Here is a 17,810-nt window from a genome sequence, read left to right on the forward strand (position 1 = left end):
GCGATGGTTCAATTTACAAGGCCTGATGGCAAAACAGTGGACGGCTATTTAGTGGAGCCCCCAAATGGGGCTAATGCTCCTGGAATAGTGGTTATTCAGGAATGGTGGGGCTTAGACGAGCAAATTAAAGAGGTAGCTAATCGCTTAGCGAATGCTGGCTACCGTGCTTTAGTGCCAGATTTATATCGCGGCAAATTGGCCCTGGAAGCCAAGGAGGCAGAGCACCTCATGAATGATTTGAACTTTGGCGATGCTGCTTCTCAAGATATTCGTGGGGCGGTTCAATACTTGAAAGCGACCGGTAGTTCAAAAGTAGCCGTAACAGGATTTTGTATGGGTGGTGCATTGACTGTGCTATCTGCGTGCTTTGTTCCTGAGTTGGATGCGACAGTCGTTTGGTATGGTAATCCACCTGCTGAGTATGTAGATGCAAACAATATTACTAAGCCTATGATGGGGCATTGGTCGATGCAAGATGAGTTTTTCTCTCCAGCTGGTGTAGATGAGCTAGAGAAAAAGTTACAGCTTGCAGGTGTGGATCATGAATTTCATCGCTATGACGCTAAACATGCTTTTGCTAATCCTCAGGCCGATGCTCGCGGTCTGGCGCCACTACAGTATCACCCTGAGGCAGCAGAATTAGCATGGAAGCGTTCACTCGACTTTCTGAATAAGCATTTATTTTAATGATTCTTTGAAGCCTTTTTTCTCATGCACCTTTTTGCAGAAAACCTAGCAGTAGAAGTTTCAAGCTATTACCGAAATCTGGTGCTAGGGCATGGAGTCACTCCCAAAGTCTTTACATTAGTAAATGGGCAAGGCGATCAATTTCTCTTTTTTATTGATGATTTAAGGATGGAGAATGATGAAGAGAATCAATTTTTGGCCTATATCATCAAAGAGCATGATGCAGTTTGCTATGCCAGGGGCACTTTAGTGATCGTAGAAAAGAATCAGCAATTTATTGAGTTTGCTGTGGTAGATCATGATGATCAGGATGCAATTGTTTGTTCAGCAGAATTAACCAGAGATCTCGAAGACAAACCGATTGGATTGAGTGAGTTTGATAAGACCTTAGTAAAAAAAGAAAGTATTGTTTTTGGAGGCCTCTTTCAAGCGGTTGAGCTATCCGAAACCAAAACCGAAGATTTTGACAGTCTTTGGGATGAGATGAAACCCAAGATTTTGCATCGAATGATGGGGATCTAGTCCTTGGCTATGACGTCCGAGCAAAAGCAGGCCTTTATTGAAGGCTGTAAGGAGATGTCCAAGACGGGCATCACGATTCTGACATGGGGCTTGGTAACTGGGATCGCCATGGCCAAGTCAACTCTCACGCTGTATGAAGCGCTAGCCATGAGCCTTTTTGTTTTTGCAGGCGTCGCTCAGTTAGCTTCTTTACCACTGATCGCTGCTGGTCTGCCAGTTTGGATGATCTTAGTCACTACATTTATGGTGAACCTGCGTTTTGTGATCTTTAGTCTTGGATTGCAGGCACACTTTTCATATTTGCCAGCTTGGCGAAGAGTGTTATTAGGATATTGCACGGCTGACTTTAGTTACCTCTTTTTTGTAAGGCGCTATCCAACTCCACCAACATCTGCGGAGCAGCAGGCCAATACCAAACACTTACAGATGTATTGGTTGATGGGGATGCAAGTCTCAAATTGGACTTTATGGCAGATAGGTTCCATTACAGGAATTGTGTTCGCTCATCAGATTCCAAATAGCTGGGGTCTTGAGTTTGCAGGTGCCATTGCTTTGGTTGCCATTATTGTGCCAATGCTGGATCGTGCTTCAGCGCGTTGGGCGGCAGTAACGGCGGGAGCAGTTGCGATAATGGCTTATGGCCTACCATTTCGATTAAATATATTGTTGGCAATTATTGCTGCCATCATTGTTGGCATGAAGACAGATCGCTCTCCTAAAGGACTCATCCCTTGAGTACTATAGATCTCAATTCTCATATTCTTTGGCTGATTCTTGGTATGACGCTCGTCACAGCGTGGACGCGTAGCTTCTTTTTAATTCTAGGGGAGAGGGTTAGGGTCCCCGCTTGGTTATTGGAGGCTATTCGCTTTGCTCCCTTAGCAGCAATGATTGCTATCTTGGTCCCTGAAATATTCATACCAGCAGGCGCCACTAGTATCTCTGAATTTAATCTCAAACTCCCTAATATTTGGGGAGGGATTGCTGCAGTCATCACTTTCTACTTTACGAAAAAGATGCTGAGCACCTTGATCATCGGTATGGCAGTATTTACCGCAGCGAGATTTTTACTCTAAGTAAATTTCTTGCTTTCATAACTGCTAAGGCTTTGGAATTCAGCCATCGTCAAAGGGTTTTAATTAAAAAAGGTCTTAGAGCTTCAAGATCAGGTTCTATTCCGAGTCCTGGTCGATCGCTTAAGCATACTGCACCATTCACAATCTTGGGCAGGGGATTGGCGAGAAGTTCCCTTAAGAGGTTTGGATTTGAGTCAACCTCCACAAATCCCGGCCCACCAACTGCAGCCTTGAGGTGCATCGAGGCCATTAAGCCAATACCACCGCCAAGCCAATGAGGGCAAAATAGTTTGTTTTGAAGATTGCTAGATCGACCAATCGGAATGCAGCCACTAAATCCACCCCACTTACCGAGGTCAGGCTGAATCACTGCAAATGCTCCACTATCAATCGCTTCGTGAAACTGAATTTCCCCGCGCATATTTTCACCAGCGGCTAGTTGAATTGGTGATACCGCCTTTGCCAGAGTATTCCATTCTTGCATTGCAGAATCGGCTGGTAAAGGTTCTTCCACCCAAAATGGATTGAGGGCTGATAAGTTTGCAATGTTTTGCGCAGCGTTCTGAGAGTTCCATGCTTGGTTGGCATCAACCATAATATTAACGTTATTACCAAAGGCATTTCTGAGAGTTTCTAGATTCTTAAAATCTCTATCCGCTCCAAATCCTACTTTCAACTTAAAGGCACGATAGCCTTCATTCCATTTTTGTTGTGCTAACTTTTCTGGATGAGTGGGACTCAAGCCAGATGCATAAGTCGATATATGAGGACTGCCACCAAATAGCTTCCAAAGAGCTTGCCCAGATTTTTTAGCAAATAGATCCCATAGAGCAATGTCTGCGCCAGCAATCACTTGTGCAATCGTGCCAGGTTCACCACACTGAATGCCTAATATGTGTAATCGTGTTGAAATTGTCTTGAATGCAGTCAGTGGAGAATCCCACGCTTGCTCAAGCAAAATGGGCGTTACTGTAGAATTGAACAGGCGTGCTCGATGCTCAGCGCCAACGGAAGGAAAGTTACACCAAACCTCACCCCAAGCAGTCAAACCTTCACTATCTTCAAGTCGTACTACGACAGCAGGTCTGTCATGCATCACCCCAAAGGAGGTTTGCACAGGCTCATCGATCGGGATGCGATAAACGCTGGCTTCTGCCGTTTTTAGGCGAATCGGTCTAAAGTCAAATTGAATGTCCACGCCAGATAATAGCGTGACCGCTAAATCATTTCATGAGTTTCTACTTCTGTTTACCTATAAAGCTGTAGACATGCGTTGAAAACGGCAGTTTCGTCCCCATATAGGTATTAGTAAGAGAGTTTGGTGCCCAGGAAGGGAATCGAACCCCCACAACCTTACGATCGCCAGCACCTGAAGCTGGTGCGTCTACCAATTTCGCCACCTGGGCATGCCACTATTATAGAGGGTGTGCCTATTGAGGGCATTTCTCAGTGAATGAGGCTTTTACCCTTCAGACTTGATGGTTTGATACAGTAGCCTTATTCATAACAATAATAGATATCAGCAGATATATAGATAGGGCATGTATTGCCGAAGGAATTAAATGCGTAAAGCAAAAGACTTGGTGCCACGCGAGGCTGACCGTTTAGGAACAGTGCAAGGACATCGAGATGGATTTGGATTTGTAATACCCGATGATGGTGGTGAAGATATTTTTCTCTCTGAAAGAGAGATGTCACGCGTCATGCACGCAGATCGAGTCAATGTCAGAGTATTAGGCACTGATCGACGTGGTCGTCCTGAGGGGCAGATCGTTGAGGTGGTGCTCCACGCCAATAAAGTAGTGATTGGCCGCCTCTTAAATGAAAACGGTGTCCTGATTGTTGCGCCTGAAGACAAACGCATTGGTCACGATATTTTGATTCCACCAAAAGGTCAAGGTCATGCCAAGTTAGGGCAAGTAGTCAGTGTAGAGATTATTGATTATCCCGATAGCTATCGTCAGGCAGTAGGTCGCGTAGTTGAAGTTTTAGGTGAGATTGATGATCCAGGAATGGAAATTGAAATCGCTGTTCGCAAGTATGGCGTTCCCCATGAGTTTTCAGTAGCTGCCATGAAAGAGGCTGCTGCATTACCAGATTCAGTTCAGCAAGAAGATTTAGAAGGTCGTGTTGATTTACGCGATATCCCTTTAGTCACGATTGATGGTGCGGATGCACGTGACTTTGATGATGCCGTGTATTGTGAGCCGGTGATGTACGGTCAGACCAAAGCATGGCGCCTGATTGTGGCGATTGCAGATGTCTCGCATTACGTAAAACCTGGACACCCCTTAGATGATGAAGGTTTACTGCGAGCTACCTCGGTTTATTTCCCTAGAAGGGTCATTCCGATGTTGCCAGAAAAGATCTCTAACGGTCTTTGCTCCTTAAACCCTGGGGTAGATCGTTTGTGTATGGTGTGTGATTCAGTGGTAGATAACAATGGAATTGTGTTGGCCTATCAGTTTTATCCAGCAGTGATGCATTCAGCTCAACGCTTTACCTACGATACCGTTTGGGAAATTCTATCCAATAGTAAAGGTCCAGAAGCAGCTCGTTTTGCCCAGTTCCGACCGCTACTCACTAATTTATATTCTCTCTACAAAATACTCTTAGCCGCACGAGAAAAGCGTGGAGCGATTGAATTTGATACGACAGAGACTCAGATCATCAGTAATGAGCTGGGCAAGATATTACGGATCGAACCACGTATTCGGAATGAAGCCCATCGCTTGATCGAAGAATGTATGTTGACGGCTAACGTCTGCGCAGCTGACTATATCGACAAGAACAAACACTTAAGTCTTTATCGTGTTCATGGTGAGCCTTCAGAAGAGAAGTTAGTCACTTTACGTCAAGTTCTGAGAACATCAGGACTTGCTTTAGGCGGTGGTGAGAAACCTAAACCAAAAGATTTTGCAAAATTGATGCGTGAAGTCAAAGATCGACCTGATGCCAATATGTTGCAATCCGTAGTACTGCGGTCGATGCAACAAGCCATGTATCAACCGGACAATGAGGGCCACTTTGGCTTGGCATATCCAGCATATTCACATTTCACAAGCCCGATTCGACGTTATCCAGATTTATTGACTCATCGAGTGATTAAGTCGATTCTGCAAAAAAAGCCTTATGTACCAGTCTTGCCGCCTAAGGTGCCACTAAACCTGATTCTGCCACGCAAGGGTAAGGGACGTGAAAATGCAGTCAATGCTAAAAAATCACAAAGTGATGCTATCGCTGGGCCTACCAAAGGAATGAGGCTGCCTAAAGGCGCAAATGCCGCTTTACCAATATGGGGGCAGTTAGGTGTTCATTGCTCTTCAAATGAGCGTCGTGCTGACGAGGCATCGCGTGATGTGGAAGCATGGCTTAAGTGCTATTACATGCGAGATCATTTAGGTCAAGAATATTCGGGTACGGTTACTGGTGTAGCTAACTTTGGATTATTTATTCAGCTAGAGAGCTTATTTGTTGAAGGTATGGTGCACGTCACTGAGTTAGGTGGTGATTATTTCCAGTATGACGAAGCTCGACAGGAATTACGTGGAGAGCGTACTGGCATTCGCTATCGCTTAGGTGATCGTGTACATGTATTAGTGAGTAGGGTAGATCTTGATGCCCGCAAGATTGAGTTCAGTCTAGTCAAATCCATAGGCATAGAACCAGGTAGCGCAAATAGTCGGCGACAATTAATTTTGGCAACCGATACTGGAAGACCTCATAAGAAGGCTGCCTCCAAAAGAAGTAGGCCGGCTAATAAGGCGCCACAAAAACCTGGTGGGATTAATGTCAATGCTGCTAAATCCGCGGGAACTTTAGGCGCTACTCAATCCAAAAGCAAGGCTAGTCGTAAAAATGGTAAAGCCAATAAACAAGGCAGGGTGGTTGGCAAGCCTGCAGGCTCAAAGCCTCCTGTGCGCACTACCAAAGCCCGGCGCAAATAAAGAATCGAATCGATAAAGAATGAAACAAATATTAGTAGGTTTTCATGCGGTACAAGCGCGCTTGAGAGTGGATCCTGATAGCCTGAAGTCAGTCTACTTTGACCCTAGCCGTCGCGATCGTCGCATGGGTGATTTTTTGAAGCAAGCAGAAGAAGCTTTGGGCGAAAGACTTCATGCAGCTGATGCAGAGCGTTTACATAAGCTAGCAGGACATGATCGTCATCAAGGTGTAGTGGCCTTGGCTGAAAAAATGACTATCGCTCGAACTATTACCGAAGTCATCGAGGATGTCGAAGAGGCTAAGAAAAAGCCATTATTCCTAGTTTTAGATGGGGTGACTGACCCTCATAACTTTGGTGCCTGTTTGCGTGTCGCTGATGGTGCGGGGGTAGATGCCGTAGTGATTCCTAAAGATCGGTCTGCTTCAATTAACGCAACTGTCAGTAAGGTATCTAGTGGTGCATCAGAGGTCATTCCTGTGATTACCGTTACCAATCTTGTTCGTAGCATGAAAGAAATGCAAGAAGCAGGCGTTTGGTTGATTGGCACCAATGATGAAGCTGAAAAATCGATCTATGACATCGATTTAAGTGGCTCAATAGCTATTGTGATGGGCGCTGAGGGTGAAGGAATGCGGCGCTTAACCCGTGAAAACTGCGATGAGTTAGTCCGCATACCAATGCAAGGCGTAGTTGAAAGTTTGAATGTTTCAGTCGCAAGTGGCGTATGCTTGTATGAGGCGCTAAGACAACGCTTATTGAAGGCTGCTAAGTAAAGAGCTAAGTAGAAGCCATCTGGCTAAATGAGTTCTGAAAGGGGCATGATATGAAATGCAATATTGGTCACACTGATCGCGTCTTGCGTATGACCGTTGGCGTAAGCTTGATGGGTTTAGCGGGTTTCGGTATTGTTGGCGCCTGGGGCTGGATTGGGATTATTCCTTTAGCAACCGGTATGTTAGGAAACTGTCCGGCTTATGATCTATTGGGTTTCAATACGGTCAAGAAGTAATTTACTTTGCGAGTAGGGCTTCTAGTTTTTCAGTATCGATACAGAAATTACGAATACCTTCAGCCAATTTTTCTGTAGCCATTGCGTCATTATTCAGTTGTAGGCGAAAACTAGATTCATCTAACTTTAATGCTTCAAGCTTTTCAGTATGACCGGCATCCAATTTTTTGCTCACAAGCATATTGCTATTTTGAAGCTCAGCCAATAGCTCAGGGCTAATGGTTAATAGGTCGCAACCAGCTAACTCTAATATTTGACTGGTATTACGAAAGCTTGCACCCATAATCTCAGTAGCGATTCCAAAGTGTTTGTAATAGTGAAAAATATGTTTGACTGAAGTAACACCAGGATCATTGGCGCCTCCATTATTAGCATCACTCCAATGAGCGCCTAATTTATTTTTATACCAATCCGTAATTCTTCCTACAAAGGGTGAAATGAGCTTTGCATGAGCAGCACCACAGGCTGCTGCCTGCACTAAGGAGAAGAGTAGGGTCATATTGCAATGGATACCCTCAGCCTCAAGTTGTTTGGCTGCAGCAATTCCCTCCCAAGTACCGGCTATCTTAATCAGAATACGCTTGCGGTTAACGCCGTGGGATTCATATAAGGCGATCAGGTGTTTAGCTTTAGCAACGGTAGCCTTAGTATCAAATGAAAGACGTGCATCGACTTCAGTCGAGACCCGCCCAGGAACGATTTTGAGAATCTCTAGTCCAAAAGCGACCAAAATGTTATCCACTAACTGATCAGAACTAAGGCTAGGATGAGCTGCCTTGACAGCGTCAACTAAAGATTGGTAATTGCTCTGTTGTGCAGCCTTCAGGATTAAAGAAGGATTAGTAGTAGCGTCCTGAGGGGCAAATTCTTTCATGCGCTCAAAATCACCCGTGTCTGCGACAACGGTGGTGAGGCTTTTGAGTTGATTTAGTGCTGAAGTGGCGTTATTCATGGCGATATAAGTATTCTAAATGGCTGTCTCTTCATTATCATATGATAGATGGATTAATTAATCTGTTCTAGTAAAGGCATTGTCTAAGATGATGAATCAGGATCAATTGAAGCAAATGGTAGGTAAGGCAGCAAGAGATGAAGTCTTAAAACTTCCAGCGGGCCATGTTGTAGGGGTTGGTACAGGCTCAACAGCCAATTGCTTTATTGATGCCTTAGCTCCTCATAAAGATCATTTTTCTGGGGTAGTTTCTAGTTCAAATGTCACAACTGAGCGCTTACTGAAGCACGGCTTTAAGGTGCTTGACCCCAATGAGGTCTTGAGTCTTCCCGCTTATGTTGACGGTGCAGATGAAATTAATCCCGCAGGACACATGATCAAAGGTGGTGGTGGAGCATTGACGCGCGAAAAAATTATTGCTTCGATGGCTAAGCAATTTATTTGCATATGCGATTCTTCAAAGCAAGTTCCCGTTTTAGGTGGCTTTGCTTTGCCAGTTGAAATTATTCCTCTTGCTCAAGGAGAAGTGACAAGACAACTCCAAAAGCTTGGTGGACAGGTTAGCTTACGCTTAGCTAAAACGACTCGATCTGATTTAGGACAAACATCAAGCGAGCCTTTTGTGACTGATAATGGCGGCTTGATTCTGGATGTGACTGGTTTGAAAATCACTGATCCTGTGACGATGGAGTCTCTCATCAATCAAATCGCTGGTGTCATAACAGTCGGTCTTTTTGCTAAAGAAAAGGCAAATGTATTATTGCTTAGTCGTGAAGCGGGTGTTGAGCGGATCGTATTTTAGGGATTAAAAAAACCCGACGGGGTTTCCCCATCGGGTTTGATTGCCATGGTTTACATGACTTAGGCGAACAGAAGGGTAAATGTTCCGCTGCCTTGAAACGCACAGATGCGTTTACCTAAAATGGCTTTCGCCAATGTGACCAACACCATATCTGCTAGGTCACAAGTTCATGCTATGCCTTCAATTTAAGAGTGTCAACAGCAGATGAAAGTATTTTTTTCAATCAAGCTATGCTGCGAAGTAATATTGTGTTGCAGCAATTATTCTGCGGGCGGTACATAGCCTTGAGCCATATCAGCACCACCTTCAAAGAAATACTTTTCTACTTGCTTGAGGAGGTATTGACGTGCCCTTGGATCAGCCATATTCAGACGATTTTCATTAATCAGCATAGTCTGATGCTTTAACCAATCCGCCCATGCTTCCTTAGAGACGTGATTCCAAATCTTTTTACCTAGATCTCCGGGTAGGGGTGCGAAATCCATTCCCTCTCCCTCTTTATTGAGCTTAATACATTGAACCATGCGTGCCATTTGTAATACCTTTCTTTATAAATCTTTAGTTAAAACCATGGACTTACGATCCCAGTTATAAATTTGTTTACGCTCTTCAGGTAAGTCATCTACTGTAGCGCGTTTAAAGCCACGCTTTAAGAACCAATGCTCAGTTCGAGTGGTGAGAACAAACAATTTCTTAATACCTTCTTGCTTAGCACGCATCTCAATACGCTTCAGAAGACGTTCTCCGTCTCCAGCGCCTTGAACCTCAGAATCGACAGCAAGGCAGGCTAATTCTCCAACGCCGTCAGGAAAGGGGAAGAGGGCTGCGCATCCAAATAGGACGCGGTCATGCTCAATCACCGAGAAGCGTTGAATATCTCGCTCGATAACGTCCTGTCCGCGTGCAGCCAAAATGCCCTCATCTTCTAGAGGCATTGTCAGTTGCAAAATACCCCCAACGTCATCTTGATTGGCTTCGCGTAAGTTTTCAATATCAGATGAAGCCAGCATCATGCCAATACCATCATGGGTAAAGAGTTCTTCAAGTAATGCACCATCTCGATTACATGGCAAGAAGTGCACACGGCCCACTCCTGCACGAATCGCTCGCCCTGAAATATTGAGTAGACTCTTCATGCCCATCTCGATCTTTTTATTTTCGGTGACATAGTCTTGTAACTGGGGAAGAGATAATTCAGTAATGATGTCGCCATCGACATCTTTGAGACCAGAATAGGGGCTTAAAAAGATCAGCTTATCGGCTTTTAACGCTACAGCAGTAGAGGCAGCAACATCCTCATAGGCTAAATTAAATGCCTGTCCTGTTGGCGAGAATCCAAGAGGGCTTAACAGTACAATTTTATTATTATCTAATGACTGCTTAATTGAAATAGAGTCAACTTTGCGTACTAAGCCAGTATGGATGTAGTCAATGCCCTCAACTACACCAACTGGCATTGCGGTAATAAAGTTACCCGATATGACGGAGATGCGTGAGCCTGCCATAGGAGTATTTGGAAGCCCACGACTAAAAGCCGCTTCAATATCTAAGCGAAGTTCGCCTGCAGCCTCTTTGACACATTCAAGAGCGGCGGCATCAGTAATACGGTAGCTGTGCATCGTACTTTTACCAAACTTACTTTTAATTTTGCGCAACATCAATTGCTCTTCAATTTGTGGTCGAATGCCATGAACCAAAACGATGCGCATTCCCATGGCATGCAACATGGCAATATCTTCAATCAGATTTTCAAGACCTATTTCTTGAGCGAGTTCCCCAGCAAAAGCGATGACAAAGGTCTTTTCTCGAAAGCTATGTATATAGGGTGCAACATCGCGTAACCATCCCACAAAAGGGAAATTGGAGGGAGATTCTTGGGCATCTGAGCCCAGGTTTGGAGCATTTGTCGACATAGTGAGAAAATTATAGGGTGCAAGAGCCCATAAACCAACAAAAACCCAAAGCAATCCCAAAGCCTGTGCCTGCTTCCAACACCTTACGCAAGCTCGAAATCCGCTTTCCCGAGGAATTACCTGTCTCAAGTCAGCGTCAAGTCATACAGAAAGCTTTGCAATCACACCAGGTGGTGATTGTCTGCGGTGAGACTGGCTCGGGTAAGACGACTCAGTTGCCAAAGATTTGCCTCGAATTGGGAAGGGGAACCATCAATGGTGGGAAATTGATTGGTCATACCCAGCCTCGCCGCATAGCTGCGACTGCAACTGCCAAAAGAATCGCCCAAGAGCTAGGCTCACCCATTGGTCAGGATGTGGGCTATCAAGTGCGCTTTGCTGATAAAACCAGCGCAGGAGCATCAATCAAATTGATGACGGATGGTATTTTGTTAGCTGAGACTCAGCGTGACCCTCAGTTACGTGCCTATGACACTCTGATCATCGATGAAGCCCATGAGCGTAGCCTGAATATTGATTTTCTACTAGGCTATCTTCGTCAACTGTTGCCAAAGAGGCCGGATCTAAAGTTGATCATTACATCTGCAACGATTGATGCAAAACGTTTTGCCGAGCATTTTGCAATCGATGGCAAATTAGCACCAGTCGTAGAGGTCAGTGGTCGCTTGTTTCCAGTTGAGCAGCGTTATGCCCCCCTAGAGCCTGATGCTAAACCTGACGGGAAAAAAGAATCCAAAGTTGTTAAAGAAATCCCGGATGCCGTTGCTGAAGAAATTGCGAATGTCTGGCGTGAAGGGGCTTCGGGCGCTGGCGATGTCTTAGTCTTTTTGCCAGGCGAGCGTGAAATTCGGGATTGTGCAGAAGTATTACGTAAGGATCATGTTTTACAGCAGCGATTTCATCCAGAGATACTCACCTTATTTGCGCGCCAATCAGTGGCTGAACAAGAGCGGGTATTTAGTACTGGTAATGGTCGCCGCATTATTCTGACGACGAACGTTGCTGAAACTTCTTTAACTGTTCCCAATATTCGTTATGTGATTGATAGTGGTTTAGCTAGAGTAAAGCGCTATTCTTACCGCAATAAAGTAGAGCAATTACAGATAGAGCCGATCTCTCAAGCAGCCGCCAATCAAAGGGCGGGCCGATGTGGGCGGGTATCAGACGGTATCTGTATTCGTTTATATAGCGAGCAGGACTATCAAAGCCGTCCGAAGTTTACGGATCCAGAAATTTTGCGAAGCTCATTGGCAGCAGTCTTATTGCGAATGAGTGCCTTAAGTTTGCCTCGGATTCAGCATTTTCCCTTCATCGATAAACCATTCGGAAGGGCTATCGCAGATGGCGTGCAGTTATTAGATGAGCTGGGTGCAATTGAGTTTGATGAGAGTCTTGATAGTGATAATAAAGACATCAATCAGAGTTTTAAATTAACGATAATAGGTCAGCAGTTAGCTGATTTACCCCTTGATCCACGCATTGGTAGGATGCTGTTGGCTGCCAAAGAACAGAATGCAATCAAAGAAGTTGCCATTATTGCTTCAGCTTTATCAACCCAAGATCCTCGAGAGCGACCGCTAGATCAAGCTGGTGCAGCAGATCAAGCACATTTGCAGTTTGCCGATGAACGCTCTGAATTTTTGAGCTTTGTAAAACTGTGGAACTGGTATCAGGACGCTTTGCAACACAAGCATAGCAATCGTCAATTAGAAAATCTTTGTCGGAGTAAATTTTTATCACCTAGGCGCTTACGTGAGTGGCGTGATGTGCATGGCCAACTTCATACCATGCTGGGAGAAAAAGGCTGGAAAGATAATGACTTACCAGCTACTTATGAGCAGGTCCACATATCCCTACTAACAGGCTTATTGGGTTATGTTGCCAAAAAAGAGGAGGATGAAAAGTCACAAGAGCGCGGTAGTAAAACCGGCGCTTATGTTGGTGCACGAGGCATTCGTCCTTTCATTTGGCCTGGATCTACCCTTGGTAAAAAAGCGGGCGCCTGGATTCTGGCCGGAGAGTTGCAAGAAACCACCCGAATGTATGCTCGCACAATAGCCAAAATTGAGCCACAGTGGGTAGAGCGCGTTGCAGTGCATCGCCTCATTAAATCCTTAAGTGATCCTTTTTGGGATAACCGCCAAGGTGAGGTGATGGCTTTTGAACGCGGCACCCTCTATGGCTTACCGATCTACCATGGACGCAAAGTGCGTTATGAGCCCAATAACCCTGTAGAAGCAAGAGAGCTATTTATTCGTCAGGCTTTGGTTGAAGAAGCGATGTTTGGGCGCATGGACTCACCAGCACTGCAGCGAGAAACCGAGGCTGATGCCAAGAAAAAGTACCCTAATCTGTTTAAATTCTTTTGGCATAACCGCCGTTTGATTCGAGAAATTGAAGCCCTTGAACATCGCTCTCGCCGACCTGATGTTTTGGTGGATGACGATTTACTCTTTGCTTTTTATGACTCACGCATTCCACAGTCAGTCTGTAGTCGAGAGCAACTGTTGATATGGTTAAAAAAAGTTCCTGAGGAGGATTCTCAGTTATGCCTATCTAAAGCCGACTTAATGCGTCATGAAGCTGCTGGCATTACAGTAGATCGTTATCCTAAAAAGATATTGGTAGGCGGTGCTGAACTAGGCCTGACATACCATTTTGAGCCTGGTAGCCCAAAAGATGGTGTCACTTTAGTGGTTCCGCTAACACAGCTCAACCAAGTAGATGGACGTCGTTGCGAGTGGCTAGTACCTGGGATGTGCGAAGAGAAAGTCCTATTGTTATTAAAAACACTTCCTCAAAAACTGAGGCGTCACTGTGTACCGCTTCCGGAATACGCTAAATCATTTTTAGAGCGTAAGCTGGAGCAAAAGCAGTTTGGCGCTGGTGACTTTTTAGAGGATTTGATGGCTGATGTGCGCCAAGAGCGCGGGTTAGAAATTAAGCGCACTGACTTTAGACCCGAAGTACTACCTTTGCATTGCTCAATGAACTTTAGGTTGATTGATGAGCATGGACGTCAATTAGAGGTAGAGCGCAATTTAGCACGCTTACGATCTGAGTTCGGCGAGTCCGCCCGCAGTGCTTTTCAGGCCATCGCTCAAGAGACCGCCCAGACTGAACTCGGTATTGAGATCACTCAAACCAAGCAGGAGGCTACCCGCAAGGTAGAGCAGAGTGGTTATCAAACTTGGGAATTTGGTGAGTTACCAGAGACGCTTGAAATTCAGAGGGGTAATCAAACACTCTTTGGCTATCCAGCCTTAGTCGATCGTAATGATTTTGTTGATTTAGAAGTATTTGATGATCTGCAAGAAGCTCGTAAACAGCATTGGCAAGGATTGCGACGCTTATTTATTTTGGCTAATAAAGAAACGCTAAAGTCCTTGCAAAAGCAATTACCCGGATTACGTGACTTAGGTTTGTTATTTTTTAATATCGGATCAGTAGAGAGCCTCGTAGAGCAGATTTTGAATTTGGCGGTTGAGAGAGCGTTGATGTCTGATGACCTGCCTATAACAGCAGAGCAATTTAAACAGCGCCTACAAGCAGGCAAGCCCAGATTAGCTTTAATAGCTCAAGAAATTAGCAAACATGCACTCGCTGCGCTGCAAGCAAATGCCGATCTACAGAAAAAACTGGCACAAGCAAAAGCAGCCTCCCCGAGTGCATACACAGATATTCAAGCTCAACTACAAGCATTGATTTTTCCAAAATTGGTATCTGAGATTCCCTATACTCAGTTGGTTCATCTGCCAAGATATCTCAAGGCTATCGCTCTAAGAATTGATAAATTACGCTCTAATCCTAGTCGTGATGCGCAATGTCAAAAAGACTGGGAGTCGGTCGCTAGGCCTTGGCAAAAGTTGCTCCAAGGCAATAAGGGGGCGGCCTCCTATACCTTATTTGAGGATCAGGGTTTACAGGATTTCCGTTGGCAGCTAGAGGAGCTAAGGGTGGCGCTCTTCGCCCAAGAACTCAAAACCCCGACCCCTATGTCCTTAAAGCGCCTAGAAAAGGTTTTAGCAAGCTTGCGCTAAGTCAAATCCTCGCCGCTTTGAAGGTCTTTTTTTGGCCTTTGATTGCTTACAATATGGCAATGTATATATTTACCACTTTTCTAAGATTTCGCATTCCCGGGTTCACTAGGCTTTTATTTCTTTTTCTCAGCCCACTCACGTTTGCGCTGCCAAGCGCTTTGGCTGAACCCAAATTGGCTGTCATTCTCAATTCAGGAGATGCATCTGTTAGCTTGATTGATATGCCAACACGCAAAGTGGTGAAGACGCTAGCGGTTGGCAAGGAGCCTCATCATTTAATGATGACACCTGATGAGAAGACATTATTGATTGCCAATGCTGTTGGTAATGATGTGGTCTTAATGAATCCAACGACTGGTGAGCTCACGGGTAGGATCCCAAACATCATCGATCCATATCAAATTGGCTATTCGCCAAATCATAAATGGTTTGTGGCTAACGGTAATCGATTAGATCGTGTAGATATTTATGCTGCTGATGGCGCAAATCTAAAGTTAGCCAAGACTGTAAAGCTAGCAAAGACACCAAGTCATATTGCCTTTACAGCGGATAGCAAAATTGCCTTTATCACTCTGCAAGATTCTAACGAGTTGGCCGCGATTGATTTAGATACGCAAAATGTACTCTGGAAAATGCCCACCGCCAAGGTTCCTGCCGGCTTATGGATGACTCCAGGCGATCAGTATTTATTGCTTGGCGCAACCGGCGAAGATAATGTTCAAGTTATTGACTGGAAAAATCGCAAAGAAGTAAAGCGGATTTTTACTGGTAAGGGTGCGCACAATTTCCGACCTCTCGGCGATAAAAAACACGTCTTTGTAACCAATCGTATTGCCTCTTCTATTAGTATGATTAATATGCAGACCTTAGAGAAGGTGGGAGACATTACCGGTTTACCTGCGGGCCCAGACGATATGGAAATTACGCCGGACGGTAAGACATTGTGGGTTACTCTTCGGTTCTCCAAAAAGGTGGGGGTGATTGATATCCCATCGATGAAGTTAATGACAGTCATTCCGGTTGGAAAGTCTCCTCACGGTGTTTTCTTCTATCCAAGAGCTGCGTGGGAATAGGATGTTAAGGCAGCTAGGGCAACTAAGTCATCTTTCTAGAGGTCTTATAGCCGCGGTTTTAATCGGCTGCTGTTCATTTAAGGTTAGCGCTCAGCCCCAGAGCTGCAATAAGACTGTTTACCTCTCGTTTGACACAGGCAATATGTCTGTCGCAGAAAAAGTGGCAGAGATTTTGAAGCGTCAAGATGTAAAAGCGACTTTCTTTCTTTCCAATGAAAAAACATCTCGGGGTGACTTTGCTTTAGACGATTCTTGGCAAGCCTACTGGCAAGCAAGGGTTCGCGAAGGCCATCGCTTTGGTAGCCATACCTATGATCATATGTATTTTGTTAAGGATGGACCTAAGGGTGAGGTATTTGAAAAGCCCCAGTTTGGACCGAAGGCCGGAATGACTTTGCTCTATAACGAAGCAAGTATGTGTAAGGAAATTCGGCGAGTTGATCAACGCTTTATAGAATTGACTGGTCAGCCTTTAGAAAAGATTTGGCGTGCACCTGGAGGTAAAACTTCTCCTACTCTAATTAAGATGGGGAATATGTGTGGATATGAACATATAGGGTGGGCGGGGGCTGGATTTTTAGGCGATGAATTAGATTCTGATAAACATCCCAATGAGAAATTGCTAACAAAGGCAAGCAAAAGCATTGCTGATGGTGATGTCACCATGGCCCACCTAGGTATTTGGTCTAGAAAAGATCCTTGGGCGCCTGCTGTACTGGAGCAATTGATTGTGAATCTCAAAAATCGTGGATTTTGTTTTGGACTTCTACCCAAATCCCATTTAAATAAGTCAAAATAAGCCATGGACTTTAATTTGATAGGCACTTCAATTTCGAATGCTCATGGCAGCGTTCAGGAATGGATTTTTACAAATATTGTAGGGCCCTTACTCTATCAATTCGACCTCATGTCTCTAGCAGAAGATGCATTTGATGGGATTGACTGGTTTCTATTTGGCTGTATGCAAGTTTTATTAATCATATTTGTTTTAAGAGTGTGGGAACGCTTCAAACCAGCAGAGGTACAAGAACATTTTTCAAAATCTAGCAGGGTAGATGTCATCTACTCCCTTTTCCATCGCTTAGGAATTTTTCACGGCATACTATTTATAGCCTTATCGGGTCTTTTCTTCGAAATTGATTCTGTTTTGCACGATTTTCGCTTTGAACGTCTGAATGTGGAATCCTGGTGGCCTGGTGTCAGTTCAATTCCTCTGGTGAGCTTTTTCATTTATTTGCTCGTGTTAGATGCTGTAGATTATTTATATCACCGTGCTTCACATTCTTTTAATTGGTGGTGGCAGTTGCACGCATTGCATCATAGTCAAACCGTAATGACTGCATGGTCTGATAATCGTAATCATCTATTAGATGACATCATGCGGGCATTAACTTTATCTTTAGTGGCTTTGTTCATTGGCGTGCCTCCAGGTCAATTTGTACTCTTGGTCGCTTTAGGCCAATTGATAGAAAGTTGGCAGCATGCTAATCTCAAGGTGGATTTAGGTAGGGCACGCTATTTGTTGATTTCACCGATGTATCACCGCATGCATCATGCGGTAGGCTATGGACATGAAGCTATAGGAAAGCCTGGTGTCTTAGGCGGATGTAATTTTGGTGTTTTATTCCCTTGGTGGGATATGTTGTTCAAAACAGCTATTTTTCCAGATAAGGTTTATCCCACAGGCGTGCGAAACTTAACGGTATCGCACAATATCCTGACTCAGCAATGGCAGGGATTGGTTCATTCAGCAAGAGCATTATTGCCAAAGTAGGTATGCAGCTTTG

16 protein-coding genes and 1 tRNA gene are annotated in these 17,810 nt (G+C 44.6%); 12 read left to right on the forward strand and 5 right to left on the reverse strand.

Annotated features, from left to right (window positions below):
* Positions 1 to 3: 3 nt before the first annotated feature.
* From ABWP14_RS02950 to ABWP14_RS02965, 4 genes are read left to right on the forward strand one after another with little or no spacing between them, the layout of a single operon-like run.
* Positions 4 to 687 (forward strand): dienelactone hydrolase family protein, encoded by a 684-nt coding sequence (locus tag ABWP14_RS02950; protein WP_353201492.1) that lies wholly within the window; start codon positions 4 to 6, stop codon positions 685 to 687.
* 24 nt (positions 688 to 711) lie between these two features.
* The gene (locus tag ABWP14_RS02955; RefSeq protein WP_353201493.1) at positions 712 to 1,209 is read left to right on the forward strand and encodes a hypothetical protein; all 498 of its coding nucleotides are present in this window, start codon (positions 712 to 714) and stop codon (positions 1,207 to 1,209) included.
* A 9-nt stretch (positions 1,210 to 1,218) separates the two neighbouring features.
* The gene (locus tag ABWP14_RS02960) at positions 1,219 to 1,944 is read left to right on the forward strand and encodes an AzlC family ABC transporter permease (RefSeq protein ID WP_353201494.1); all 726 of its coding nucleotides are present in this window, start codon (positions 1,219 to 1,221) and stop codon (positions 1,942 to 1,944) included.
* A complete protein-coding gene (locus ABWP14_RS02965; protein ID WP_353201495.1) occupies positions 1,941 to 2,285 on the forward strand; it encodes an AzlD domain-containing protein in 345 nt (114 codons plus the stop codon). The genes ABWP14_RS02960 and ABWP14_RS02965 overlap by 4 nt, the downstream gene beginning before the upstream one ends.
* Positions 2,286 to 2,334: 49 nt before the next feature.
* Here the strand turns inward: ABWP14_RS02965 and ABWP14_RS02970 are convergent, their stop codons facing one another.
* The gene (locus tag ABWP14_RS02970) at positions 2,335 to 3,483 is read right to left on the reverse strand and encodes a mandelate racemase/muconate lactonizing enzyme family protein (RefSeq protein ID WP_353201496.1); all 1,149 of its coding nucleotides are present in this window, start codon (positions 3,481 to 3,483) and stop codon (positions 2,335 to 2,337) included.
* Between the two features lie 121 nt (positions 3,484 to 3,604).
* Positions 3,605 to 3,691, reverse strand: a tRNA-Leu gene (locus ABWP14_RS02975).
* 156 nt (positions 3,692 to 3,847) lie between these two features.
* Between ABWP14_RS02975 and rnr the strand changes: the two genes are divergently transcribed.
* From rnr to ABWP14_RS02990, 3 genes are read left to right on the forward strand one after another with little or no spacing between them, the layout of a single operon-like run.
* Positions 3,848 to 6,232 (forward strand): ribonuclease R, encoded by a 2,385-nt coding sequence (gene rnr, locus ABWP14_RS02980; protein ID WP_353201497.1) that lies wholly within the window; start codon positions 3,848 to 3,850, stop codon positions 6,230 to 6,232.
* Between the two features lie 19 nt (positions 6,233 to 6,251).
* On the forward strand, positions 6,252 to 7,007 hold the full coding sequence (gene rlmB / locus ABWP14_RS02985; protein ID WP_353201498.1) for a 23S rRNA (guanosine(2251)-2'-O)-methyltransferase RlmB: 756 nt from the start codon (positions 6,252 to 6,254) through the stop codon (positions 7,005 to 7,007).
* Between the two features lie 50 nt (positions 7,008 to 7,057).
* The gene (locus ABWP14_RS02990; RefSeq protein WP_353201499.1) at positions 7,058 to 7,243 is read left to right on the forward strand and encodes a YgaP family membrane protein; all 186 of its coding nucleotides are present in this window, start codon (positions 7,058 to 7,060) and stop codon (positions 7,241 to 7,243) included.
* A gap of 1 nt (position 7,244) precedes the next feature.
* Here ABWP14_RS02990 and tal read toward each other — a convergent pair whose 3' ends face one another.
* Entirely contained in the window at positions 7,245 to 8,195 is a 951-nt protein-coding gene (gene tal / locus ABWP14_RS02995) for a transaldolase (protein ID WP_353201500.1), read from the reverse strand.
* 91 nt (positions 8,196 to 8,286) lie between these two features.
* Between tal and rpiA the strand changes: the two genes are divergently transcribed.
* Positions 8,287 to 8,997 (forward strand): ribose-5-phosphate isomerase RpiA, encoded by a 711-nt coding sequence (rpiA, locus tag ABWP14_RS03000; protein WP_353201501.1) that lies wholly within the window; start codon positions 8,287 to 8,289, stop codon positions 8,995 to 8,997.
* 260 nt (positions 8,998 to 9,257) lie between these two features.
* Here rpiA and ABWP14_RS03005 read toward each other — a convergent pair whose 3' ends face one another.
* Complete coding sequence (locus ABWP14_RS03005; protein WP_353201502.1) at positions 9,258 to 9,530, reverse strand: oxidative damage protection protein; 273 nt, start codon at positions 9,528 to 9,530, stop codon at positions 9,258 to 9,260.
* 15 nt (positions 9,531 to 9,545) lie between these two features.
* Entirely contained in the window at positions 9,546 to 10,910 is a 1,365-nt protein-coding gene (argA, locus tag ABWP14_RS03010; protein ID WP_353201503.1) for an amino-acid N-acetyltransferase, read from the reverse strand.
* 17 nt (positions 10,911 to 10,927) lie between these two features.
* Between argA and hrpA the strand changes: the two genes are divergently transcribed.
* Genes hrpA through ABWP14_RS03030 form a run of 4 tightly spaced genes read left to right on the forward strand, consistent with a single transcriptional unit; the run spans position 10,928 to position 17,797 of the window.
* Positions 10,928 to 14,950 (forward strand): ATP-dependent RNA helicase HrpA, encoded by a 4,023-nt coding sequence (gene hrpA, locus ABWP14_RS03015; RefSeq protein ID WP_502930133.1) that lies wholly within the window; start codon positions 10,928 to 10,930, stop codon positions 14,948 to 14,950.
* A gap of 59 nt (positions 14,951 to 15,009) precedes the next feature.
* Positions 15,010 to 16,023, forward strand: a complete 1,014-nt coding sequence (locus ABWP14_RS03020; RefSeq protein ID WP_502930136.1) for a YVTN family beta-propeller repeat protein — start codon at positions 15,010 to 15,012, stop codon at positions 16,021 to 16,023.
* Between the two features lies 1 nt (position 16,024).
* Positions 16,025 to 16,822, forward strand: coding sequence for a polysaccharide deacetylase family protein (locus tag ABWP14_RS03025; RefSeq protein ID WP_353201504.1), 798 nt, complete (start codon positions 16,025 to 16,027; stop codon positions 16,820 to 16,822).
* Between the two features lie 3 nt (positions 16,823 to 16,825).
* On the forward strand, positions 16,826 to 17,797 hold the full coding sequence (locus ABWP14_RS03030; RefSeq protein WP_353201505.1) for a sterol desaturase family protein: 972 nt from the start codon (positions 16,826 to 16,828) through the stop codon (positions 17,795 to 17,797).
* Positions 17,798 to 17,810 lie beyond the last annotated feature (13 nt).

This window comes from Polynucleobacter sp., assembly GCF_040400325.1.
In the GTDB taxonomy this organism is placed as follows: Bacteria; Pseudomonadota; Gammaproteobacteria; order Burkholderiales; family Burkholderiaceae; genus Polynucleobacter.

What these genes read in the sequence shown, in the direction of transcription:
- ABWP14_RS03020 (WP_502930136.1), top strand. Translation starts at nt 15,010, where the DNA reads ATGTATATATTTACCACTTTTCTAAGATTTCGCATTCCCGGGTTCACT.
- ABWP14_RS03030 (WP_353201505.1), top strand. Translation starts at nt 16,826, where the DNA reads ATGGACTTTAATTTGATAGGCACTTCAATTTCGAATGCTCATGGCAGC.
- rpiA (WP_353201501.1), top strand. Translation starts at nt 8,287, where the DNA reads ATGAATCAGGATCAATTGAAGCAAATGGTAGGTAAGGCAGCAAGAGAT.
- rlmB (WP_353201498.1), top strand. Translation starts at nt 6,252, where the DNA reads ATGAAACAAATATTAGTAGGTTTTCATGCGGTACAAGCGCGCTTGAGA.
- tal (WP_353201500.1), bottom strand. Translation starts at nt 8,195, where the DNA reads ATGAATAACGCCACTTCAGCACTAAATCAACTCAAAAGCCTCACCACC.
- ABWP14_RS02950 (WP_353201492.1), top strand. Translation starts at nt 4, where the DNA reads ATGGTTCAATTTACAAGGCCTGATGGCAAAACAGTGGACGGCTATTTA.
- ABWP14_RS03005 (WP_353201502.1), bottom strand. Translation starts at nt 9,530, where the DNA reads ATGGCACGCATGGTTCAATGTATTAAGCTCAATAAAGAGGGAGAGGGA.
- ABWP14_RS02960 (WP_353201494.1), top strand. Translation starts at nt 1,219, where the DNA reads ATGACGTCCGAGCAAAAGCAGGCCTTTATTGAAGGCTGTAAGGAGATG.
- ABWP14_RS02955 (WP_353201493.1), top strand. Translation starts at nt 712, where the DNA reads ATGCACCTTTTTGCAGAAAACCTAGCAGTAGAAGTTTCAAGCTATTAC.
- ABWP14_RS03025 (WP_353201504.1), top strand. Translation starts at nt 16,025, where the DNA reads ATGTTAAGGCAGCTAGGGCAACTAAGTCATCTTTCTAGAGGTCTTATA.
- rnr (WP_353201497.1), top strand. Translation starts at nt 3,848, where the DNA reads ATGCGTAAAGCAAAAGACTTGGTGCCACGCGAGGCTGACCGTTTAGGA.
- argA (WP_353201503.1), bottom strand. Translation starts at nt 10,910, where the DNA reads ATGTCGACAAATGCTCCAAACCTGGGCTCAGATGCCCAAGAATCTCCC.
- ABWP14_RS02990 (WP_353201499.1), top strand. Translation starts at nt 7,058, where the DNA reads ATGAAATGCAATATTGGTCACACTGATCGCGTCTTGCGTATGACCGTT.